Source organism: Paenibacillus tianjinensis, from assembly GCF_017086365.1.
Lineage (GTDB): Bacteria > Bacillota > Bacilli > Paenibacillales > Paenibacillaceae > Paenibacillus_AQ > Paenibacillus_AQ tianjinensis.
In genome coordinates this window covers 1,481,350-1,505,212 of sequence record NZ_CP070969.1, presented here as the reverse complement: position 1 = coordinate 1,505,212, position 23,863 = coordinate 1,481,350, and the positions used below count along the sequence as shown (strand labels likewise).

Below are 23,863 nucleotides of genomic sequence, written 5' to 3'. Positions count from 1 at the left end.
CTAAGCTTACTAATCCCTTTGATAAAACCGGATATAATCAACCCTGAACTCACTCGGGTAGACAGGCGCTGGCATGTCCCCGCTCTCCGGACGCGGAATCTCATAAATATTCAGCATCAGCTGCATGGGGTAGTCCGGCGACTGCTTCGAGTGATGGATAAGCTCGTTATCGATGTAAAATCGGACGCCATCCGCTGTCCAGTCTACCGCGTAAATGTGAAACCGGCTGGCGTCGATAGGAAACTCCCGCTCGAAGAACTCCTCTTCAATGGCCGGATCTCCAAAAGGATGCAGGCCGAAGCCAATGGTTGACCGCTCCGCGTTTCCGTTATTCCAGCCCTTCAGCTCAAAAGGACAGATCTCCGCCGATCGCTCCGGATGGTCCTCAAATCCGATCATCCAAAGGGCACACAAATTATGGGGAGTATGAAGCCCCTTCGCCCGCAATTCCAGATAGCCGTAATGAGGCGTAAACAATCTCTCCTCCGCCTGTTCTTCGCGGACACGGCAGCTGCTGGAAAAACGGTGCTGGCCATACTCGCTCCCGAGTGGTCCGGAATATACCCCGGTCTGAAGATTGCTGACCTTTATGCCCCCATTGAATTCGGGACTCCAGGGCTCCTGATCTTCCGTAATTTGCAGGATCAGCTGGCTATCCTCGAACCGGTAATTCGCCTTGGTCTTTGCGCGGCTGCTCCATTGTGGCAGATAATAGGGAAGCCATTTGCTGTGGTCCAGATCTCCTGAATCAAAGTCGTCCTCATAGACCAGCGTATACCCCGGCTTCTTCGTTTCATTTCTCGGAAAATCATATCCCGACATCGCTCAGCATCTCCTTTGCTTAATCTCTTCGGCCCGGAAAAGGCACAAAGCACCTTTTTACCAAGCATAATCCCAGTTTCCTCGTGTACAATTATTTCCTCTTAAAGTTCACCTTTACGTTTAGACAGAAAAAAGGAACCTAAAGAGCTTCTATCCCCCTTCAGATTCCTCGTTTATTCCATATTCAGTTGTTTTAGTTAGGATGTAAATTCGCTTTAATACCCGCCATATTCAAACCAATCAAAATCTGCTGTATTGTCAGAGGCCGTCCCGTTACTTGTGCCGTACATTCCAATGCAGCAGCCTACAAATCCGCCTGCTACCTCGGTACTCAAACTGCTTGTATCCACATGTTCAGCAGCCAGATGGTATTGATCTCCGTCGGGACTGTAATAGAAGCTCAGCTCCTGTCCTCTCGCAGCCATTTTTAAATACAGCCTTGGACCATCGACTTCTGCTTGAGCCACAGTCGTCTCCAGGCCATTAATACAGGTCACAACACGTACGGCTTGCCTGTCATCTTGCAGCACGCGTTCGAACCGGATATGGAACTTCTCATTTTGAATGACCGCCAAACCTGCCGATTCATGAATGCTCCGCGCCTCAAACTCCATCACAGCTGCAGCCGCATAGTCAAAATGCTGTTGCCGCAGACAGATAAAGCTGAGATTATCCTGATCCTTGAACGTTTGAGGTTTAAGCTTTAGCCGTAAATATCCTTTACGTTCTGTCAATGAATATAAATCCGCCTGCGGATTCCTTAAGAACATCCATTTAAGTGCCAGCTTGTCACTGTCAAAATGGTCACAGCGCAACTGCGGCTCCACGGGAACCGGTGTTAGTCCAATGACCCCCTGCTCCTCCAGAATTCCCCGTCCCTCATTGACCACAGGCCATCCATCTTCCCAGATCACTGAAGCAAGGAATGTTTCCCGCCCCAAATTACTATAGCTGCCTCCATAAGGACGTGAAGCTAGCATCACCATAAACCATTGACCGTCTTCAGCCTGAACCAAATCGGCATGCCCTACATTAACTACCGGATAATGCTTGCCCAGATGACGATGCGTAATGATCGGGTTGTTCGGATTGCCGGTATAGCCTTCTGTCAGCTTCCGGCTGCGGGCTACGGTCACGGCGTGATTCGGCCCCGTTCCTCCCTCTGCAATCATTAAATAATAGAAGCCGTCTTTCTTGTACAGATGCGGCCCTTCCGGCCAAATTACATCTGTCATGGCACCTCTCCAAAGTACATAACTCTCCCCTGCAAGCTCCATGGTCTCCAAGTTCAGCTCCTGGATCCATACCTCCCAGTTGCCGTCATAACGTACTCCGGTCGAGTTAGGTCTTGTACCCAAATAATAGGCTTTCCCGTCATCAAAGAAAATCGTAGGGTCAATCCCTATGGCTCCTTGAATAAAATAGGGTTCCGACCATGGCCCGGCAGGATTGGTTGCTGTAACAACGAAATTCCCGCCATGGGTTACATTGGTCGTGATCATATAGAATTTGCCCTCATGATAACGGATCGTTGGGGCAAAAATCCCTCCTGAGTGCCCGGCTCCCTGTAAGTTCACTTGTGAGGGGCGGTCAAGCACATTGCCGATCTGCTTCCAATTCACAAGATCACGGCTATGAAAAATCGGCACACCCGGAAAATAGGCAAATGTCGATGTCACCAAATAATAGTCTTCCCCTACCCGGCATACTGAAGGGTCCGGATAAAACCCAGGCATTATCGGATTAGTATAGGTAATAGAATGGTGATTCTGTTTATTAGCAGTTGTCATTCTTTTACTCCTTTACGGATTTATGGTTTCGTGTATAAGTTAAGTATAGCGTTTACAAATAACCACGGACAACCCGTCAATTTGCAGTTATTTCTCACTGTTCAGTTCGGTTATCTGGTAGGATAATAGATATGAACAAGATGCAAAGGATATAGGTGCAGCCTATGAAGTCAATGTATTCCGGTTTCAGAGAGAGTTCAATTTGTAAAGGAAACGGATATAAACCTCCAAATTTACACAAATGGGGACCGGGTGTCCGCGATGTTTTTGCCTTGCACTATATTGTAAGCGGTAAGGGCTACTTACAAACAGGCCATGCCACTTACTCCTTAACGGCGGGCCAAAGCTTCATCATTTTCCCTAATATGGAAATCTACTATTATCCCGATCCGCAGGATCCGTGGGAGTATTATTGGATTGAATTTAACGGGCTGGAGGCCTCACGCCTTGTGTCGATGATTCAGATTACACCTGATCATCCGGTCTTGGAGGCCTCGCCGCAAGATTTCAAGCCACTGTATCAAATGGTCAGAACTGCCGGAATGGAGCCGTTCGAACGGGAGCGTTCAGATGCAGGGCTGCATCTTTTGATGTCCTATTACATGGAACACTACCCTAGTGATCAAGCTTTTCTCAAAAAGGATTATGCTTTATCCGCAAGGGAATTCATTGAAAGCAACTTCTGGAAGCCTTCATTATCGGTTCTGGACGTAGTCGAATTTGTGAATATTGAGCGCAGCTATTTATTCCGTCTGTTCAAGGAAGAGAACGGCATATCCATATCCGGTTATCTGACCACCTTCAGGATTCGGCGAGCCTGCGAATTGTTGAAGAATGCACAGTTGTCCATCCAGTCATTAGCCTATTCGGTGGGCTATCAGGACCCGTTATATTTTTCAAAGGTATTCAAAAAAGCAACCTCATACACTCCGTCGCAATATAGAAAGCTCATCATGGAGCATCCTGCGTCAGCCAGTCCTGATATTTTGATCTAAATCTATCAAAAATCCAGCTTAGCGAAACAGCACACAATTCCCGGATTCCCGGAAATATTTTATCAATTTCTCAATGGGGCTGCGGCCGCATTTCAGGTGCTCGCCAAGACAGTCTATACACAGGAAATCTTGGGCATTTCGCGTAACCAGCTTCAGGTAGATCGCTACATCATCGGTCATTAAGGGAACTCCGCAGGTTCTGCATGTCCTATTCATGTTCATGAGATCCTTTATACCAGTTTCGCCCGCACAATCAGACAATCATGAGCCGAAACTACGGGAGCATATCTTTCTTTAAATATGCCGATTTCTTTATGCTCCCAGCAGTCATAGAGCGACAGTGATTTACCGGAAGCATAGGGCAGCCCGATATCCCAGAATTGCAGCGACATTTCCCTTTGACCATCACTTAAGTTGAAGAAGCCTATGGCAACATCTCCGTCTGTTAACACTTTCACCAGCATAAACACATCATCGGCATGAAACCATTGCGGTTCCGGCTTGATGCGGTAAGCACCGCGGCCTTCCACATCCTGATTAATGGCAATCAAATCCCCGTTCAACAGAATATCCCTGGTGGCCTGGTTGGCCTTGCGGATGTCACTGCCAATCATCAGCGGAGATCCCATCATGCTCCATAATGAAAAATGGGTCTTGTACTCCACATCACTGCAACCGCCGATCTGGCTTCCGATAAAGTCGCTGTTGCTGCCTCCGTACATGCCGACAACCAGCATATCCATATCATTATGACAATATGCGCCTGTATAACAGGCTTTATCAAGCTGTGACAAAGCCAGACCCTTGATAGAATCCCAGCTATCCTGAATATCCCCTGTGGACCGGTACATATGGGCGCCTGATTCACGAATCCAGTGATATACATTGTCCTCGCCCCAGTTGCATGCCGAGAACAGAATGTCTCTTCCGCAGTTTTTAAGCGCGAGACTCATTCGTTTATACAGCAGTTCCCCTGAGATATGTCTTGGCTTGAAGCAGTAATCATACTTTAAGAAATCTACGCCCCATTCAGCCAGTAATTCGGCATCCTGAAATTCATGCTCAAAGCTCCCGGGATATCCTGCGCATGTATGTGTTCCTACACAAGAGTACATCCCAAACTTTAATCCCTTAGAATGGATATAGTCTGCAAGCGCCTTCATTCCGTTCGGGAATTTGACCGGGTCGGCAACCAGCTTGCCATCCTTGTCCCTCTCTTTCAGGCTCCAGCAATCATCAATTACAATGTACTCGTATCCCGCCTCTTTATACCCTTCTGCAACCAGTGTATCTGCAGCCTCCCGGATAAGCTGTTCGTTAATGTCCCAGGTAAACGTGTTCCAGGAATTCCACCCCATGGGTGGCGTCAGGCCGAGTTGTTGTTTGTTCGTCAAAGTATTCATCCTTTCGTGTAACCGGAATGTTTAGTGTAAGATCAGTGGCTATATTCTTTATGTATTTAATCATAGACGACTCTTGCGATCTATAGCTTGACGTTGCTTTCACATGTACATTTGTTGCTTTTCTCCTGAAAAGCTTCCTTCAGCTTCCCTTCGGTCCTTAAAGGGACAACGCAGCTGTTTTATATAAATAATTTTAAATTATTCAATATTATGTAAAATTTAGCTTGTGACTGTTATCCTATACCGGTTTTATCTAATGATAGATCAATAAGTCGTGAGGATAGGTCATTGTTTGAAAGAAAATGATAATTTATTATAGTTGCATAGTTATGTAAGCGCTAACATCGAGGAAGGATATTAGCAACATAACGTTCAGATTAGGTAATTACTAACGGAAGGAGGACAGCATACCGGCCAGCAGGTTTAGGGTATAGCCACCCTGTTGAAAGCTCCAATTATTATACAAAGGGGGAGTGAACCGATGCGTAGTCACAGCATGAGAAGCAATTCTATACGAAAGTTTCTTTATATTTCGCCTTTTATGGCATTACTTGCTGTCTTTTCCTACTACCCCCTCTATGGATGGGTATATGCATTCTTTGACTATATGCCGCCGATACCGCTGTCAAAAGCACCATTTGTCGGTTTCAAATGGTTTCATTCCTTGGTAGAAAATCAGGTGAAAGTTGACCAGCTGGTGCAGGTCATCAAAAACACCTTCGGCATTAGCGGGCTGAGTATACTTTTCTCTTGGCTCCCCATGATCTTTGCCATTTTCCTGACAGAGATCAAAGCCGTCCGTTTCCGCAAATTTATCCAGACTGTAACCACTCTTCCAAACTTTATCAGTTGGGTACTGGTCTATTCCCTGGCTTTTTCCATGTTTTCAAGTGAAGGTGTCGTCAACGGCTTTTTGACCCAGATGGGGCTGATCGACTCCCCTGTACTCTTCCTTCAGAGCTCGGACCATGTCTGGATTTCGATGTGGTTCTGGATTACATGGAAATCACTAGGCTGGTCAGCCATACTGTATATCGCTGCCATTATGGGGATTGATGAATCTCTTTATGAAGCGGCTTATGTAGATGGTGCGACGAGAATGCAGGTCATCCGGCATGTGGTTTTGCCAAGTATGCTGCCGACTTATTTTGTGCTATTGATGCTCCAGATTGCCAGCTTCCTGAACAATGGGCTGGAGCAATATTTCGTTTTCCAGAATGCCTTCAATAAAGACACCATTCAGGTATTGGATTTATACGTGTACAACTTGGCTATGGGTGGCGGCAGCTATTCCGTTTCCGTTGCGATCAGTATGTTGAAAAGCCTGATTAGTGTTGCGCTTCTCTTTTCCGTAAACGGGCTGTCCAAATTATTAAGAGGAGAGGGCATCGTATGAGTGACAACCCGACAGGAATAACACCGGTTGCCAAAAAAAATAACAGCCGCCCCTCCAAAAAAATAAAAATGCAGGTCGGTCCAACCGACAAGGTGATTTCCGCTGTAATCTATGTCCTGTTTTCTCTCTTTGCATTTATATGTGTATACCCGTTCTACTCCATCATTATCAATACCATAAGCGCCAACGATCTCAGCGCCAAAGGTGAAATTGCGTTTTGGCCGAGGGGGATTCATTTCCAGAACTATGTTGACGTGTTTAAAATACCGGGACTGTGGAATGCATTTGTCATTTCTTTGGGGAGAACAGTAATAGGCACCCTTTTGACGGTCGGAGCCTCTGCCTTTTTGGGATTTATGTTTGCCCAGGAGGATATGTGGGGGAAAAAATTCTGGTACCGGTTTACCATTATTACGATGTTTTTTAATGCCGGTATTATCCCGTGGTACCTGACCATGAGATCCTTGCACCTCACCGACAATTTCCTGGCATACATTCTGCCGTCTATCGTAGCTCCATTTTTCATCATTCTTGTGAAGACATTTGTAGAATCCACGCCGAAGGAATTGCAGCAGGCGGCCAGCATTGACGGTGCCGGGATTATAACGATCTTTTATAAGGTTATCCTGCCTATCAGCAAACCTATATTGGCTACCGTCGCCATATTCTCGGCTGTGAACCAGTGGAATTCCTTTCAGGATACCCTGCTGCTGGTTACGGACAGCAAATTGTACAGCCTGCAATTCATCCTGTATAACTACATCAATCAGGCCAGTTCCTTATCCACCATGGTCAATCTGCAAAATGCCGGGTCCACAGCAATGGCAAGTCTGGCCACCAAGCAAACCACCACATCCATTCGGATGACCGTTACCATCATCGTTGTTGCACCTATTTTGCTCGTTTATCCGATTTTCCAAAGGTTTTTTGTAAAAGGAATTATCATTGGTGCAGTTAAAGGTTAATATGCACGATGATGATGATAAATTAATCATTTGGGGGGCTGTACATGAACAGAAACAATAAGCTGGCAAGAAAATCCTCAATGCTGCTTGGCACCACCTTGCTTCTGGTAACAACAGCATTGAGCGGATGTAGCGGTAATTCTAACAATGCGAGTACAGCAACGGGATCACCCGATCCGGGTACTGCAACCGAGTCATCCAGTCCAGGTACAGGGATCGACCACAGCAAACCGCTGACCATTACCGTATTTGACAACGCGGCAAATTACCAGGGGGAGCAGACCGGATGGTACGGAAAGCTGATCAAGGATAAGTTCAATATCACCTTAAATATTCTGTCTCCACAGGTTGCCGGCGATCAGCTATACAAGACTAGATCGGCATCGGGAGATCTGGGAGACCTCCTGATTATTGATAACAGTCAGCTGGAGGAATTGATTCCGGCAGGTATGATTATGGATATCACGGATAAGATCAAGAATACGGAGTACTTGTCCAAATATGTAGACAATCACTTCAAGCCTTTCAATGCTGCATTCCAACACATCAATCCGGATGGCAAGATTTATGCGCTGCCGACTTTTACATCGGACACTTCCCCGACAACCTTCTCGGAAGAACTCCCTTACTCCAGTCCGCTTATGCCTTGGGACTATTACAAGGGGATAGGAGCTCCCAAGCTGAACAATCTGACCGATCTTCTGAATGCATTGAAGCAGATGCAGGAGAAATATCCTAAGACACCTGACGGCAAACCGATCGTTCCGATTACCTTGTGGAAGGACTGGGACAACGGTAGTATGGAAAATGTCCGCTGGCTCAGTAACTGGTATGGTTATGAACAGCCGGACGGAACCTCGACCATACAATTAAATGCAAAAGGCGATATTGTTCCTCTCGTTGACGACAACAGTATGTACAAAAAAATCCTCAAGTTCTATTTTGACGCCAATCAGATGGGGCTGGTGGACCAGGACTCACCTTCCCAGGACTGGAATAAAGTCGCTGAAAAGCTGACTAACAAACAGGTTCTGCTCTTATGGTATTCATGGCAAAGAGGCTTCTACAATACCATTGAAAGAGGCAATAAAGGTGACGGCAATGTTGCCATTCCGATTGCTGATACTCATATTATCCAGAATAGTGATGCCTACTTCGGGAACGGAAGAGTATTTGCTGTAGGTTCAAAAGCAAAGGATCCGGACAGAATTATTGAATTCATGGATTGGCTGTGCTCTCCTGAAGGCCTGCGCTACTATACCAATGGATTTGAAGGCTTCAACTACGAAAAGACAGCCGACGGCAAGTTTAAGCTAACACCTGTAGGCCAAACCGCCTTCCAGGATAACACCCCCGTTCCTGAAGAATACGGCGGCGGCGGATATCAAGACGGACAGAGTAAGATCAACACTATGATTATGAGCGACTTTGTGGTAGATCCGGATACGAAAGAATTCTACAACAACACTTATTGGAGCTCAACCATAGAAGCAAACAAGACAGTTCTGACTACGGAATGGCAGAAAACTTATAATGCAACCACTCCGACAGAATACTATCAGAAAAACAATATGATCGATATCGTGCCAAATATTAATACAAGTCTCGGGTCGGACTCCTCGGACATTAAGAATAAACGGAGCCAGATCTCGGATTATGTGAAGAACACCTCCTGGAAAATGATATTCGCCAAGGACCAGGCAGAATTCGATAAGCTCTGGACCAAGCTGAAGGACGATGTGGTCGGTCTCGGCTGGAATGATGTCCTTGCCGTAGATACGGAAAGAGCACAAAAAATTGTTAAAATGCGTGCCGATGCAGTCGCAAACAAATAATCATCGTCCCACCAAGCACTTTGCGTATAACCTGCTCTAATCAAAAATAAGGGGCGTTCCCGGCAGCCATAATGGTCTGCCGGGAACGCCCCTTGTTGTATACGGCTTCAAGCAGCGGTTATCCTTGAGCGGTCAGCTAAAAAATAAGCTTCGAGAACTGATATAAGCCGTTCTTCCAGACCGGCCAATCATGGTCGCCGTTTTCTTCCACCCAGATATGCGGCACGGAATGCTGCGACAAATACGCATGCGTCCGGTCGCTGACATTCTTAAGACTGTCCAGATCCCCGCACGATATAAAGAGCAGACTTAGTAGCTCTGCAGTCTTCTGAGGTTCCGGGAGCAGCAGCTCAGGCAGCTTCGTATTAGGAGCCGGAGAGAACGCCCCGATCCAGGCGAAACGGTCCAGATTGCTCAGACCAATATTCAGAGATTGCCCTCCGCCCATGGATAATCCGGCAATGGCACGGTGCATCCGGTCCGTCAAGACCGAATAATTCATTTCAATATAAGGGATAAGATCATGGAGCAAATCCGATTCGAAGGTTTCGAAGGCCTGGATCTTGTCAGGAGCAAAAATATCTCCTTCCGCCCGGTCATTCAGCATCGCCCGCCCGTTCGGAAGTACAACAATCATAGGCTTCAGCATTTGATCCGCATACAGATTATCCAGAATGATCTGGGGCTTGCCGTGGTTGTACCATTCTGTCTCATCTCCGCCAATCCCGTGCAGCAGATACAAGACGCTGTACGCCTGTTCTGCGGAATAACCGGGTGGCGTATATACCATTGCCTTCCGGGTGCTGCCAACCGCTCTGGAGGGATATTCAATAGTATGAATTTCTCCCCGCACAATGCCATCCCTCTCCGTATCATATCCGGCTGTTTGTATCGTATACTTCCGATAACTCTCGTTCATTACCGCTCATTCCTCTCTGTATGGATGGCTTGCCGATTGAAATATTGCTCAACCAGAAATTGCATGACCTCACCCGGAGGCTCCTCCATCGGCACTGCCTGGTCTGCAAACACCATGCCGTAAGGCATTTCCGGCGTACACGGTTTCCAGAGAGGCAATTCCTCGCCAGTCGAATCTTTGCCGTTCGGATCGCCCGTGCCAATGAAATAGGCCAAATAATTGCACATCTGGCGGGCAAGATCATAATGCTTGCCCACAAAAGGCCGCCAGCATTTGGCCAGCGTTTCGAAGTGGAACCACAGATCCACCGAGTGGAAGGTTCCGGGATCATCCCAGCCCGGAATGTCCGCATCAAAATTGTAATAGTACATCGGAACACCGCTGCCGGAATCACTATTGGCCTTGATGGCAACACGGGCCGCATATTCAATATTATTCACGGAAGCTTTTTGGATCATTTCCTCCAGATTTCCTGTATCAAAGGCGCATAGCTTAAGATACACTTCGGCTTCCCCGCCAAACATTTCAACAGCCATGGCTCTGAATTCCTCCACGGTGCCTGCACCTGGAGCGCTCATAAATTCGGAAGAGGTATTTCCCAGCATGACCGGGACCTTGTGGTGCTGCCCCTTCAGAAAAAGGTCATACGGATTACCGGGACAGTACACCTGGTCTATGACCGTTCCCCAGAAGTGGCCGTATTCCAGCATTTTATCGCGGATATATACGGCATCCAGCTTGCGGGCCTCTTCCAGAGTAGACACCCCTATGAATTCAAAGAAGGCTGCTCCCTCCGCTTCAGCCTGCCTTAGGGTACGGTCTAGCGGAGGCATCGCGTTGCCGGGATACAGCGGAGTAAAGACGCCGCTCATAACCACGGCCCGCTGAAACAATCCTTCATTCTGCGGCGAGGTTAGTTGGCTCATCACACTTGCGCCGCCGGCCGATTGTCCCCCTATTGTGATTTGGTCAGGGTCTCCGCCAAAAGCAGCGATATTGCGCTTCACCCACTGCGTGCCCGCCTGTTGATCCAGATGTCCGAAATTCGCGGGAGCACCGGGGGATTCGGCAGTGATCTCGGCATGGCTCAGGAAGCCAAACACGTTCAGGCGGTAATTCACGGTCACAACGACAACCCCCCTGCGGGCAATACGTTCACCGTCAAACTCCATTTCCGCTGTATGGCCAACCTGAAGTCCTCCGCCAAAATACCATACAAAGACAGGGAGCTTCTCACCCGAGCTATGGGCCGGTGTCCAGACGTTCAGATAAAGGCAGTCCTCATCCATGGGAAGATCGGGATCGACCGACCATTCGCGGGTATAAATATTATTCACATCTATAACAGTCGGGGCCTGCATCGAAATCGGGGCAAAATCAAACGCTTTCAATTTTCCTTCCCAGTGTGGTACAGGCTGGGGAGCACGCCAGCGGTTCTCTCCTACAGGCGGGGCTGCAAACGGAATTCCCTTAAAGCTGGTGATACGCGGATCAGCTGCCGGCAGTCCTTGAACAATACCGCTTTCAACACGTACTTCTCTTAACATACCGTTACTCCTCTCTGAATACAAACGTCTGCTTTTTTTTGTTTATTCGATCAGCAGAGGAAGAGCTTCCTCTGCTGAAGTCGACTGATGACCGATTGACGCTTCGCATATTTGACATACCGCTTGGGGGTGACGCCGCTGAACAGCAAACAGCCGCATCCGCCGCCCCCAGCTAAACCGCGGTTTAACTCACGGTTACTTCTATAGTTACCTTTTTCAGCTCCCGGTTCAGATCCTTATCCTCTGTCAGATCCAGGACTGGAACACCGTCAATGTCAAAATGCACGCGGCGGATGCCGGAACTTCTGGGTCCGTCAATCCCCGGTCTTGCATGGTAAGCATTCCAAATGACTCCATCCTCATCGGTCACATAGGAATTGTGGCCCGGTCCATATTCCCCCGGTACACTTCTGGAGGTCAGCAGCGGGTAATTGCCTTTGGTCCAGCTGCGGATATCCAGCAAATCCGCACCCTTGTCAGCCGTCAAGAGACCCACAACATAGGTTGCATCCACCGCCGCGCTGGCAAAGGTCAAGAATAACTTCTCATCGGTGTAGAGAGCGAACGGTCCTTCATCTACAAAGGTATGATTATTGGCCCACCCGTAATCGGGTTTTGTCAAAAGCACCGGATCACTGGTCAGCTTCCACGGCTCCTGCGGGTCGATTCTGGCAATATAGATCCAGGCTCCAAGATCGACAGGCACGAACTGGCGCTCCGACCATGCGGCGTAATACTCTCCGTTCCATTGTATTACGGTCATATCGAGGGAAATCGTCTTGCCCGCTTCACACAAATATGTACCATCATTCTTTACTACACGCTTAGGCATCGACCAGTCAGCAGCGCACATCGGATTCCCTTCTGGCCGCAGCTTCATGACATGCGACTCTTCATACAGGAACTCACCTGGTGTTGCCGCATGAAAGATATAAAGTTCATCCTCAATGATATGGAATTCCGGCGCCCACAGCAGCCCGCCGATCTGCTCATAGGTATTCGAATCCAGAATCAGTGCTTCCTCGGCATCTACCAGCCCAGGGATCGTATCGGCTTCCCGCATATATAACGTGTGATTTTGGTCTGCATCGTTCGTGGCAATGAAATAATATTTTCCTTTCCATTTGGCAATGCAGGGGTCTGCACGGTCGAACGCAATTGGAAACGGATAATGATCCTGATGAACTTCACCGGAAATTCTATAGGTCCCCGCCTGCTCCCAATCGATTTCATCCGTATTCCAGTCCACTCTCTTCAGTGCTTTGGTGCCGTCGCTGTACAGAGCCGTCGCCCGGATCTCTTGCAAATCCGATTCCGATGCCGCTCTCACGCGGTCCGGAACTTCAATGGCAATGTTGGTCGGAACCGTAAGCTTACAGTAGAGCCTGCGGGCTATATCCTTGGATACCGGGATGTAGTTGCGCGGCAGAATCCCTTCAATATCGGAAAGCACTGTGTCTAGAGTAAAGGGCTGTGCCGCTTCCGGTGCGGAGATATCCTTCATGCTCATGATATCGGCTATAAAATTCTGATAGCCGTTCCCCAGCTCATCGATCCAGCGGATCAGATAGCCTTTCCGGCCGGTATCGTATTCGCAGGAGACATCGCTTACAAAGGTATCTGCCTTAAGCTCCAGCAGTCCAACTTCGTTGTACTGCAGCAAATCAACAGAGGAGAACAGCAGCACTTTCCCCTTGCTCTCTGCATCGGCTTCGCCTTCCGCCTCCGTACGGACTGCAATCACCCCGAAATTCCCCTCGGAGGTGTGAAACAGATACGGATTCTTCAGGCTCTTGGCCCGGAGTGTGCCATCCTCGTTCTCTGTCGCTCTGGCGAATAGAACCCCCGAATTATGGTTTAATTCCTGAAAAAGAAGCCCGTCGCTGCAATAGGCCAAATGCATGCTGTGCGCCAGTTTCGGAGCATACACCATATCCTCCTGCGGTAACCGGGTATAGCAAAGGATATAATTCCGCTCTTCCTTTTGATGTGCTATCATTAACAAACATCCTTCCTTCATTATTGATAATTTCTAATGACCAGAAAATCATATTCTGTGGTAGAATTCAGAAATAATCTCCAAATTACCTTGATTTGCAATATAATTATAGAAAAATACTGAATTCCAAACAATGATCTATCCTGTCCATTAATTGATGTATCCGAAGAAAGGAGAAACTGATGCCAAAAATTCATTATGTCGAATTCGACGCTACTCATTCTGAAGATTTTGTGTTCAGCATACCCGGTGGCCATGATGCCTGGCTTCTGGTGCTCACCCAAACTGCGGCATTGTTTGAAGTGCACGGAGAATTGAAAGAGTTCCCGGCCCACTCCGTTGTTCTTTATCCGCCTAAGCACAAAATTTATTACCGTGCCTGCTCCAATAAATATATTAATGACTGGGTCCGTTTTGATGCGGATGAGTCCTATATTACAGAAACCGCCTTGCCTGTCGGCATTCCATTTTCACTTCCGGACCCCAGCTATTGCCACCAGCTGTTTCAGCTGTTGACCTTTGAACATACTTTTCAGAATGATTACCGGGAGCTTTCCATTGACTACCTGTTTAGAATTATGTTTAATAAGCTGTGCGAAGCGTCCCAAGATAAGCTGAGCCCGCAATACTATAATCTTCTGAACTTGCGCAAGACTGTTTACAATAACCCCGGCCAGCCTTGGACTGTTTCCTTAATGGCAGAGTATCTGCATATCAGTGCAGGCTATCTGCAAACGATATATAAATCCACCTTCGGTATCTCCTGCATGGAGGATGTCATTCATTGCCGGATCCGTTTGGCCAAAGAAAAGCTTGGCTTCGGTCCGCATAAAATTGCTGAAGTCGCAACGCTTTGCGGTTATGCCAATGTCGAGCATTTCTGCAGACAGTTTCGGCAGCTTACAGGTTACTCCCCCAAGGCTTACCGGGAAAAACTCGCCTCCAAAGAACCGAAGGCCGGGTTAGAACTATAAAGCAAACGATTAACAACCCAAGCCGTTTATATCCAATGCAAAGGGCGGTCCATACGTGGCCGCCCTTTGCATTGTCATTTGTGGCATAGTTAGCTCTGTACGTCTACAGACCTAGTCCTAATTCCGCCTATGATAATGAAAATAATCGAAATCCGCATAACCGCCGGACTGATGAGTCGCATAATTAAACAGTCCAATTCTGTATCCCATAAAATGATCCAGCGTGTATTTCATATGCAGCGTCCGGCCGACGGGCTTCCACGCTGTCCCGTCTTCCGAATAGAAGAAATGTGCCTGGTCAAGGCTATCCTCAAAATTGAAGTCAATTTTGAGATAAACCCGCTCACCGGTAAACACGATACTCTCCACCGTCTCCTCGCGGCCTTCTCCGCCGTTAACACACATATCAATGCTGAACTGTCCCGGCTCCCCGGCTGCAATCCTAATCGTGCCAAAACCATTCTGTAGGGCTACCATCCCTGCCCGGTCACCGGGCTTCATTCCCGAAATCTCAACCACTGTCTCCGCGCTGCAGGCCGGACCTTCCGTACGTTGCGTCAGCGTATTGCGTGCAAATAGAATACTGTCTGTTAATGGACCGGTGTGGAGCCGCAGATGGCCCGGCCGCTCTGTTACAGACCATAACCCATTGTCAGGATTATGGTTCCACTGCCAGTTCAGGGCCAGCCGGTTGGACGCATAGTCGAACTCATCGCTGATTACCAGAGGCTTCGGTTCCGCAACAGGCAACTTTGTCTCAACAATGGGAGGAACTGAGCCATTGATCCCGATGACCGGCCAATCGTTCTCCCAGCTCACAGGAAGCACACAGGGAATCCGCCCGACAGCATCATGATCCTGGAACAGCACAGCATACCAATCATGATCCGGGGTATCAACAATGCCACCTTGTGCCACACCTTTATTATGGTAGCCCAGATCATCGTCCAGAATAATTTCCCGTTCATAGGGACCCAGAAGCTCGCGCGAACGATAGCAGATTTGACGTCTGCGCATATTTCCGGTTTGCGGCCATTCAATAAAGAACAAATAGTAATAACCGTTCAGCTTATACGCATGACAGCCCTCGATCCGCAGACCGATGTCTCTCCGTTCGCCTTCGAGCAGCAGCTGATCGGTTCCACCCGGCATCACGGCTGTAAGATCTTCCGTCAGCTCCTTAATACGGATATCCCCATTACCGTAGATCACATAATTACGGCCGTTGTCATCCAGCAGCAAGCCTGGGTCATGGTGAAGCCCCGGTATCACCGAACGCTCCCATATTCCATGTTCGATATCCTCCGTGCGGTAGATATAGAACTGGTCCATGTCATTGGATGAAAAACAAACGTAGAATACCCCGTCCTTGTAACGGAGGGAGGCCGCCCAAGAGCCCTTTCCATAAATACCTCTTCCGTCCATCAGCCGATGGGCATCATTATCTTCAAAGGTATCAAATACATAATTCACAATTTCCCAATCTTTCAAGTTAACCGATTTCATAATCGGACAGCCCGGCATGGAATGCATGCTTGTGCTGACCATATAGAATGCAGGGCCGACCCGGATTACGTCAACATCCGGAACATCTGCCCACATAATGGGATTGGTTATGGTAGCGGTATTCACTGTATTGTCCCTCCCTGGATGTATTCCTCTACTGCATAAACTGCCAGGATACAAGCTGGAATAATGGAGTCCCTGTATTCCCTATAAACACCAGATACAGGTCCCGGGTTCCTTCGACTCCTTTAACCTCCGTCTTAAGTTCCCTCTGCTTCACCGGCCCGTTCGCAGCGGGAACAGGCAGTTCGCCAATCAATTGACCTGCCGGATCATCCAGATGCAGTTCAATCGCACCGCCGTCTTCAAGGCTTATGACAGTTGCACAGAATGCTACGGCACCTTTACTTCCGAAATCGACACCGGCTAACCCGATCCAGTCTCCACTGTCAATGTCGGTTACTACCCGTTCTCCCGCGGCCGCCTCGAATGCTGTCTTTACGCCTGCGCTCCATCCCATTGTCACCGCCTGCACATGTTGATACGGGCATAAAGGTTTGATTTGCTGTACACCTTTATAGTCTGCTTCAACCTCCCGGATAGACCCATCCTCGTTATGAAAAATGCGGCCCAGATGCGTCGAACGGTAGCCGTTCGCAATTCCCTGTGCTTTGGACAAGGTTTGTGCATGATAGGCAATATACCATTCATCATGAAATTGGAATATGGCATGATGGTTATTGCCTGACACTCCGAAAAAATGCCCCGGATTCTTTAATATCGTCTTATGATAAGTCCAGGGACCCATGGGTTTGTTGCTCGTCATATAGGCAATCTCTCCCGCAGGAGGACTGCCTTCCGGACGTTCCCCATCATAGAAATTAGAACAGTAGGTATAGTAATAGATGCCCTCCCGTTTATGTATCCCGGCATCCTCGAACATGAACGGAGCGGGAATAACCTCCGCAGTACCTACTACGCTGGTCATGTCCTCTCCCAGCTTCATTACCCGTGCTGTGCCCGGCTCCGCGTATTGTCCTTCCGGTACCCCGCCACCGAAATAAATGTAACTCTTGCCATCATCATCAACCAGAACCGCCGGGTCGAAAAGCCAGGTTACATCCTCCACTCCCGGAGTGGAACGCAAAATAAGTGCCTCACCAATAGGGTCAACCCATGGCCCCTCCGGACTGTCACTCGTCAGAACGCCGATACCGCTGGCATTATTGGCGAAGTACAGGAAGAATTTATCTTTGCCTTCGATCACCTTGTGGACTGCTGCAGGCGCCCAGGACTGGGTAGCCCACTTGGCCGCCCCATCCGGCCCGGCTACCCTAATTTCACCATGATCGGTCCAGTTGATTAAATCGCAGGAGGAGATTACCGCAATCTTATTGATACTGCTGTAAGTGTTTTCTATTATCGCACCGCTTCCGTCGTACTCCAGCGCGTCATGGGTCATGTACAAATAGACCCGGTCTTTGAATACCAGTGCATACGGATCGGCCCCGTATCGATTTGCTACCACCGGATTACCGTTAGGCGGAACCTTCCCTATGGCCTGATTTAATTGAACTGTCATTTTCTTCCTCCTATTTTGAATTTCCCGGACCTCATCAATTGTTATCCTTTAGAAGCAGCCAGATCGGCAATCCGTCCAAACGAAGCTTTGGGCTGGTGGTTTACGTCGAACAGAAACGGCCAGTTTTTACGCCCCCGGACTGGAAAATCATCCAGCCATGTATAGTCATCAGCTACACCCCAGAATGTAACAGAGTCAATGACCTTTCTGTATTCCAGCAGAACAGCAAAAATCTCTGCATAACGTTCTTCCTGAAGCTTAAGCATCTCAACTGTTGGCGCTTTCAAATCCGCCCGCTCATCTTCGAACCGGAACATGGAAAGATCGAGCTCGGTAATGTGGATTCTAAGGCCAAGAGAGGCATATAGCTCAAGCGCACTGCGGATTTCACCAATTGTCGGGCCATAGATATTCCAGTGTGCCTGCATGCCTATCCCGTGAATAGGTGTATTTTGATTGAGCAAATTGCGGACCAGCTTGTAGATTTTGTCCCGTTTAACCGGATCGGTCTCATTATAGTCGTTATAGAACAGCAGGGCGTCCGGGTCGGCTTGATGGGCCATTTCAAAAGCCTCACGGAGATAGTCCTCCCCGAGAATTTCCAGCCATTTCGTATCCCTCAGGTATTGGCCGGATTTATCCTCAACGGCTTCATTCACCACATCCCAGGCATAAGCCTTCCCGCGGTACCGGCCTACAACAGTGTTGATATGGGTTCGCAGGCGGCCGAGCAGCTGTTCTCTGGTGCACGGACCCCCTTCTGAATTGCGGAACATCCAGTCTCCTGTCTGATTGTGCCATAGCAGGGTATGGCCCCTTACTGCGATGTGATTGTCCTCCGCAAACTCAAAAATACGGTCGGCTGCATCAAAGGTATAAATTCCTTCCTGCGGTTGGACTTCCTCCGGCTTCATTACATTCTCGGCAGTAATGCTATTGAAATGCTTGGCAATGAAAGAAGCTTGCCCAGATAATACATCCATGCTGACCGCAGCGCCAATCTTGAAGGCGTCCCGGAACATTTCATGCAAAGCGGGTAACCCGCTGTTTGGCTGTGCCATCATCGATAACCTCCTAATCTGAATGTAGAGAGACAGTTAAGTCTATGATATCTCTTTTGTATGCGTTTACCATTACTATACTAAAGAAGGATACCCGTCATTTTTCGGCTCCAGCCTGGTTGCGATAAGCGACCGGTTTCAGTGCAGTCCGCTTTTCAAACTCTCTTAAAAAATGATGGTAATGAACATAACCCACATTCTCTGCAATCTTCCTGACGGTCTCGCCCGTTTCAATCAACCGCTTCTTGGCTTGTTCAATGCGCAAATTATGAATATATTCAAGTATGCTGATACTGTTCTTTTTAATAAAGGCCTGGCCCAGGTATACCGGATTGATATAAAAGTGCTCCGCAATTTCTTTCACGGTTAAAGGCTTGGAATAATTCTCCTTCAAGAAACATTCCACCTGTACAAGCGGATGCTCGGATCCGCGTTCCTTATGCTGCCTGATATATTCCATACATGAATTCAGCAAATCTCCAAGGATGTCTTCCAGCACTGTGAGCGACTTGGGCTCGGTTTTGAAAAACTCAAAAGAATCACTCCACTGCTCAGCCTTTCCCCCGAACTCCTTCACCAGCTCCATACTTTTCAGCATGATATCGATGCTGGTCATCTGAACAACCTCAGGCGCAGTTCTGTTCACTTCAAACATTCTGAACATTTCCTTCAATTGGTACCAGACTTTCTGCTCCTGTAATCGTTCCACTGCGCCCATCAGCTCCTCAGTCAGATCTGCGGAGGGAAGATTATAGCTAAGCTGGTTCCGTGAATCCATGGTAGTATCAATAGGTCCGCTTGCTTCCGAATAAAAAAGATGGCGGGCGGCACCCCCTACTGCCACCATATAGGATACGGTCAGCTCCCGTAGAGATTGCACGCTAGGCCCGATGCTCACAGATCCCTTCACGCTGCTGTTCTGTGACAGCTCGGCATATACAAGTCTTGCCAGCTCCGCCGCAGATGCTGAACTCTCCACGACAAGCCCCGCCTGATCACCCGGCAAATCAATGAACAAGGCGCCCACCGCCCCAGAGAGCTTCCGGCAGATGTCCGTGATAAGGCATTTGGGGCCATCCACATGTATATAAGTCCATCCTGAAGCCGCCTCGTCCAGACGATCCATCTGCTCAGCAATCTCTTCTTCCGGCTCGGCCCACTGCCCTTCAACCATTCGGGCGATCGCAACGGGAAGAAGCCGGTTCGCCAGCATGTCCTGCTGCATCTTGTGCTTGACACGTTTTTCCAGCTCGTCCGTAATATCAGCAAGCGCCTTTTCCCACTCCGCTTCAATGACAGGCTTCAGCAAGTAGTGTCTCACACCATAACGGATGGCTGTCCGTGCGTATTCAAACTCGCCGTAACCGCTGAGAACGATGAATAGGGGCTGCTCCATGTCCAGCTGGCGTACGCGCTTGATTAGCTCCAATCCATCGATGCCGGGCATGCGGATATCTGTAATCACAAGATCTGGCGAGCATTCATCAATGGCGATCAATGCTTCTTCCCCATTCTCGCATGCTCCGCAGATTTCAAAGCCCAGTTCCTCCCAGTCGGTCAACATTCTTAATCCCTCTAATGCAATCGTTTCATCGTCAGCTAAAACTACCTTATACATGGGATTCCTCCACTTTTGGGACTAATGCCAGGTCTATAGGAATTTGAATAGTAATCGCCGTCTGTTCATACTCGGTGCTCTGAATGCTGAACCCGGCTCTGCTGTCATAATACAACATCAGGCGTTTATAGACATTTCGGAGCCCGATATTTTGGCCGGTGTCTTGCTCTGATTGCAGGTGGGACTCGATCCATTTCAGCTTTTCCTTCTCAATTCCCTTCCCGTTATCTGTCACAGTAATGATTAGGCCTGAATCGTTCCTGGATGCAGACACGTGAATCTTCCTTGCTCCTTTGACTGACTGCAGACCATGCTTACAGGAATTCTCCACCAGCGCCTGAATGCTCATTTTGGGAATCCGCCAATTCAGCACCGCAGGGTCGATATCAATGTCATAAGTGAACCGGCTCTGAAAGCGGAATTTTTCAATCTGCAAATACATTTCTATAAAAGATATTTCTTCTTCGACGGTAATCAGATCGTCCTTCCAGCTTAACAGCCTGCGCAGAATAAGAGCCAAATTCCGGATAACATCGGTGACCTCTTCATACTTGTATTTTTTGCATATGACCAATATGGCGTTCAACGTATTGAAGAGGAAATGCGGGTCCACCTGACTTTCCAGATAGTTCAATTCGGCCCTCACCTGCTCAAGCTCAAGATCCTTTTTCTGGATTTCCAGCTTATATACATCATTGATCAAATTGCGGATTTTCTCCGTCATCAGATTGAAGCTGCGGATCAAACCACCGATCTCGTCTTTCCCCTCATACATATCAATATTCTCAAACTGTTCGTATTTGACCAGCTTCATATGTTTGTAGAGCAGCCTTACCCTCAGATTATAGGATTGTAAAATAACTATCATTAATAGTGTGGGAATAATTATCGTCAATACAGCAAAAATTAACGAAATCCGCAGCGCATGGCTCATCTCACCATTGCTTTTTCTGCCTTCCGGGATTCCGATCAGCCTCCAGCCCTCAGTATATCCTGCACTGCCCAAGGTTCGGACAATCTGCTTGGACGGCTGGCTGTCGTCCGTATCTACTTTCAACAGCGCATTTTTATCCGTTGAGTAGAAGGAATGATCCGATTCCAGCACGACACGATTCTGCTCATCCAGAAGCTTGAACTGCAAATAGTCGCGTTCCTTCTGGAACAGCCCCTGCACATTGTTCAACCGCAGATCGATTCGCAGATATTTATGGTAGGGCTGTCCAGTAAAGTTATCCAATTTGCGGATAAGGCTGACAAACACTTCTTGCTGGGGCGGATTGAGCGGGTTGGTTCCCTGATAAGAGGTTAACAGCACTTTGTCCGAGCCACTGGATATTTTGCGGTACCATTCACTCTTCTTGTCGTTGTCTGACAGCATAAAGTAACTGCCACCGTTCTGGAAGGTCGGATTCGTAGTATACACACCCATCCAATAAATATAGGAATGCAGATTGCTATATTGCCACATTTTGTCCCTCAGAACATCGCTATAGGCATCATAATATGCCTCATTATCCGGGTAGGCTACATCCATGATTTCATTATAAGCACGGTCTGCGGCAACCGTATTGCTGATCGCCACACATTCATTCACGATCTGCATCAGATCATAGACCACCCGGTCAACTGAAATCTCAAGATTCTCTCTTTCGCGGGTATCTACATTACGGCTGATCTGAACATAAAAGAGGCCGTTAATGCTGAGTATAGGGACAAGAACACATAGCAAATAGATAAACAGAAATTTGTATTTGAGCGGAATATCATTGACGATGGCTGATGGTTTCCTTTTGCCCTTCATGCTGCTCTCCTCCCCCTTGAATCAGCCCTTCTTGTACACCGAAGGCGAGACGCCATTTAGCGCTTTGAACTTGGCCGCGAATAAATCGGCATCCGAATAGCCCACACGCTCCGAAATATCAGAAATGCACATATCCGTCCGGCGCAGCAGTTTCTTGGCTTTTTCTATCCGGTATTCATGAAGAAAATCGTTAAAAGAGATGCCATAACGTTTCTTGATCCGTTGTCCCAGATAGGCAGAATTCACGTGTAAATGCTTGGCAATATCCTGCAGCTTCAGCTTCTCCTGATAGTGCGCCCGCACATAGTCAATCGCCGTTGTAACAAGCGTGTCCTCCTGATTATTGTCTGCTGAGGCGAACCATTCGGCAACTTCGTGCAAATCCTCCATCGTCTGCCGCTCAAGCAGCGGCAGGCAGCAAGCGGTTACACGGGGTGGAAACCATTTATCCGCCCATATTGCCGAATCTCCTCCTCTGACCTCGATTTCACGGAGCAGTTCAGCTTTGATGTTGCTCAGGAAAGCATCGATCCATGCACATGAAGTACTATCCGCAGAGAAAATTTTAAATACATCGCTGAGTTGGGAGCTTAATGGTTCAAGCTGCCCTTCGGTAACCGATTGGAGCAGCGATTTCTTCATCCCTGCCGGAAGCAGCGCCATTTGATCCTTGTCCTGCTTCTGGAAGAAACTAATTTCGGGGGTGTTCACATCCGGCCGGCATAGCTCAGCTGCCAGGGCTTCATTATACGCAGTATTCAGAAATGCGGTACCTTGATGCTCAAGACTTACCGAGAAAAGAACCTGTCTGCTAAACTGAGTCCGCATTTCATTAATCCAGCTTGCCAGCATCCTCCGGTCTAGCTCCGGGCCTTCCGCCGGGAAGACCAGCAAATAGCCATACTTACGGGTTCCGGCCATAAAAGGATACGCGGTTATATTGATAAACATTTCCTCGACACTCAGCGAATACACTTGTCTTCGCAAATGTGAGCTGTCGAGCGAATCTCCCTGAGCCAATACACAGCATATCCGGGAGCCCGGATGTATACTCAGCGTTTTAAGTGCCTCTTCCACTTCTTCTGCAGTATTCTCCCGCATGAGGAGACGGGATACCGTTTCCGCCTGTATGAAGGCGGAAACCGCTTCGCGCCGTGAAGCAAGCTTGCGCTCAGCGCGTATTTGTTCAGCTACAGTCTGCAGAGCCTCTGTCAATTCTCTTTCATCTAAGGGTTTGGTCAAATAATTGGACACACCGTATCTAAGCGCTTCCTTCGCATACTCGAAGTCAGCATAACCGCTAAAGATGATGAACTTCGGCTGGAAATCACTTTCTGCAAATTTCTTAATGAGTTCAAGGCCATCGATCACAGGCATACGTACATCAGTTATGACCAAATCAGGCCTTGTGCTATGGATAAGCTGCAGCGCATCTTCGCCATCCAGAGCCTCGCCGCACACTTCAAAGTCCAATTCCTCCCAGTCCACTAAGAATCGAAGCCCTTCAAGCATCAGCGGCTCATCGTCGGCAAAAAGTACCTTAAGCATTGGCATCACCCTCTTTATGTCTAAATTCTCTGATTTCTGAAAGCTATACCTTGTGGAACAGGAGAAACCGCTTCGGTCACTGCCGAAACGGTTCTCATTAAC

At 48.2% G+C, this 23,863-nt stretch carries 18 protein-coding genes; 5 read left to right on the top strand and 13 right to left on the bottom strand.

All coding sequences use genetic code 11. The features are described 5' to 3' along the window. Positions 1-9 precede the first annotated feature (9 nt). A complete protein-coding gene (locus JRJ22_RS06610; RefSeq protein ID WP_206103759.1) occupies positions 10-822 on the bottom strand; it encodes a glycoside hydrolase family 16 protein in 813 nt (270 codons plus the stop codon). Between the two features lie 215 nt (positions 823-1,037). Further along, positions 1,038-2,612 carry a glycoside hydrolase family 43 protein gene (locus tag JRJ22_RS06605; RefSeq protein WP_206103758.1) on the bottom strand — a complete coding sequence of 525 codons (1,575 nt, stop codon included), beginning with the start codon at positions 2,610-2,612 and terminating at the stop codon, positions 1,038-1,040. 164 nt (positions 2,613-2,776) lie between these two features. Here JRJ22_RS06605 and JRJ22_RS06600 point away from each other — a divergent pair, with 164 nt between their 5' ends. Beyond that, positions 2,777-3,607 carry an AraC family transcriptional regulator gene (locus tag JRJ22_RS06600; RefSeq protein WP_206103757.1) on the top strand — a complete coding sequence of 277 codons (831 nt, stop codon included), beginning with the start codon at positions 2,777-2,779 and terminating at the stop codon, positions 3,605-3,607. 18 nt (positions 3,608-3,625) lie between these two features. Here the strand turns inward: JRJ22_RS06600 and JRJ22_RS06595 are convergent, their stop codons facing one another. Further along, the gene (locus JRJ22_RS06595) at positions 3,626-3,787 is read right to left on the bottom strand and encodes a hypothetical protein (protein ID WP_206103756.1); all 162 of its coding nucleotides are present in this window, start codon (positions 3,785-3,787) and stop codon (positions 3,626-3,628) included. A 50-nt stretch (positions 3,788-3,837) separates the two neighbouring features. Next, positions 3,838-5,001, bottom strand: a complete 1,164-nt coding sequence (locus JRJ22_RS06590; protein WP_232381049.1) for a glycoside hydrolase family 27 protein — start codon at positions 4,999-5,001, stop codon at positions 3,838-3,840. Positions 5,002-5,491: 490 nt separating this feature from the next. Between JRJ22_RS06590 and JRJ22_RS06585 the strand changes: the two genes are divergently transcribed. Genes JRJ22_RS06585 through JRJ22_RS06575 form a run of 3 tightly spaced genes read left to right on the top strand, consistent with a single transcriptional unit; the run spans position 5,492 to position 9,206 of the window. Further along, positions 5,492-6,406 carry an ABC transporter permease subunit gene (locus JRJ22_RS06585; RefSeq protein ID WP_206103754.1) on the top strand — a complete coding sequence of 305 codons (915 nt, stop codon included), beginning with the start codon at positions 5,492-5,494 and terminating at the stop codon, positions 6,404-6,406. Further along, positions 6,403-7,371 carry a carbohydrate ABC transporter permease gene (locus JRJ22_RS06580; RefSeq protein ID WP_206103753.1) on the top strand — a complete coding sequence of 323 codons (969 nt, stop codon included), beginning with the start codon at positions 6,403-6,405 and terminating at the stop codon, positions 7,369-7,371. Before JRJ22_RS06585 ends, JRJ22_RS06580 begins: the two co-directional genes overlap by 4 nt. 44 nt (positions 7,372-7,415) lie before the next feature. Further along, entirely contained in the window at positions 7,416-9,206 is a 1,791-nt protein-coding gene (locus JRJ22_RS06575; protein ID WP_206103752.1) for a type 2 periplasmic-binding domain-containing protein, read from the top strand. 136 nt (positions 9,207-9,342) lie between these two features. On the opposite strand, the gene JRJ22_RS06570 is transcribed toward JRJ22_RS06575, so the two are convergent. The 3 genes from JRJ22_RS06570 to JRJ22_RS06560 all read right to left on the bottom strand — a co-directional run bounded on the left by JRJ22_RS06570 (position 9,343) and on the right by JRJ22_RS06560 (position 13,671). After that, a complete protein-coding gene (locus tag JRJ22_RS06570) occupies positions 9,343-10,125 on the bottom strand; it encodes an alpha/beta hydrolase (RefSeq protein WP_206103751.1) in 783 nt (260 codons plus the stop codon). Continuing rightward, on the bottom strand, positions 10,125-11,672 hold the full coding sequence (locus JRJ22_RS06565) for a carboxylesterase/lipase family protein (RefSeq protein WP_206103750.1): 1,548 nt from the start codon (positions 11,670-11,672) through the stop codon (positions 10,125-10,127). Before JRJ22_RS06565 ends, JRJ22_RS06570 begins: the two co-directional genes overlap by 1 nt. A gap of 184 nt (positions 11,673-11,856) precedes the next feature. Continuing rightward, positions 11,857-13,671: a family 43 glycosylhydrolase gene (locus JRJ22_RS06560; protein WP_206103749.1), complete on the bottom strand. Its 1,815-nt coding sequence runs from the start codon at positions 13,669-13,671 to the stop codon at positions 11,857-11,859. 182 nt (positions 13,672-13,853) lie between these two features. On the opposite strand from JRJ22_RS06560, the gene JRJ22_RS06555 reads away from it, so the two are divergent. After that, on the top strand, positions 13,854-14,645 hold the full coding sequence (locus JRJ22_RS06555) for a helix-turn-helix transcriptional regulator (protein ID WP_206103748.1): 792 nt from the start codon (positions 13,854-13,856) through the stop codon (positions 14,643-14,645). Positions 14,646-14,762: 117 nt separating this feature from the next. Here the strand turns inward: JRJ22_RS06555 and JRJ22_RS06550 are convergent, their stop codons facing one another. The 6 genes from JRJ22_RS06550 to JRJ22_RS06525 form a co-directional block, all read right to left on the bottom strand. Next, the gene (locus JRJ22_RS06550) at positions 14,763-16,277 is read right to left on the bottom strand and encodes a glycoside hydrolase family 43 protein (protein ID WP_206103747.1); all 1,515 of its coding nucleotides are present in this window, start codon (positions 16,275-16,277) and stop codon (positions 14,763-14,765) included. A 28-nt stretch (positions 16,278-16,305) separates the two neighbouring features. Then, entirely contained in the window at positions 16,306-17,733 is a 1,428-nt protein-coding gene (locus tag JRJ22_RS06545) for a glycoside hydrolase family 43 protein (protein WP_206103746.1), read from the bottom strand. Positions 17,734-17,774: 41 nt separating this feature from the next. Then, entirely contained in the window at positions 17,775-18,794 is a 1,020-nt protein-coding gene (locus JRJ22_RS06540) for an endo-1,4-beta-xylanase (RefSeq protein ID WP_206105004.1), read from the bottom strand. Between the two features lie 97 nt (positions 18,795-18,891). Beyond that, a complete protein-coding gene (locus tag JRJ22_RS06535) occupies positions 18,892-20,412 on the bottom strand; it encodes a response regulator (RefSeq protein ID WP_206103745.1) in 1,521 nt (506 codons plus the stop codon). Continuing rightward, positions 20,405-22,213: a sensor histidine kinase gene (locus JRJ22_RS06530; protein WP_206103744.1), complete on the bottom strand. Its 1,809-nt coding sequence runs from the start codon at positions 22,211-22,213 to the stop codon at positions 20,405-20,407. The genes JRJ22_RS06535 and JRJ22_RS06530 overlap by 8 nt, the downstream gene beginning before the upstream one ends. 21 nt (positions 22,214-22,234) lie before the next feature. Then, positions 22,235-23,761: a response regulator transcription factor gene (locus tag JRJ22_RS06525; protein WP_206103743.1), complete on the bottom strand. Its 1,527-nt coding sequence runs from the start codon at positions 23,759-23,761 to the stop codon at positions 22,235-22,237. Positions 23,762-23,863: the final 102 nt, after the last annotated feature.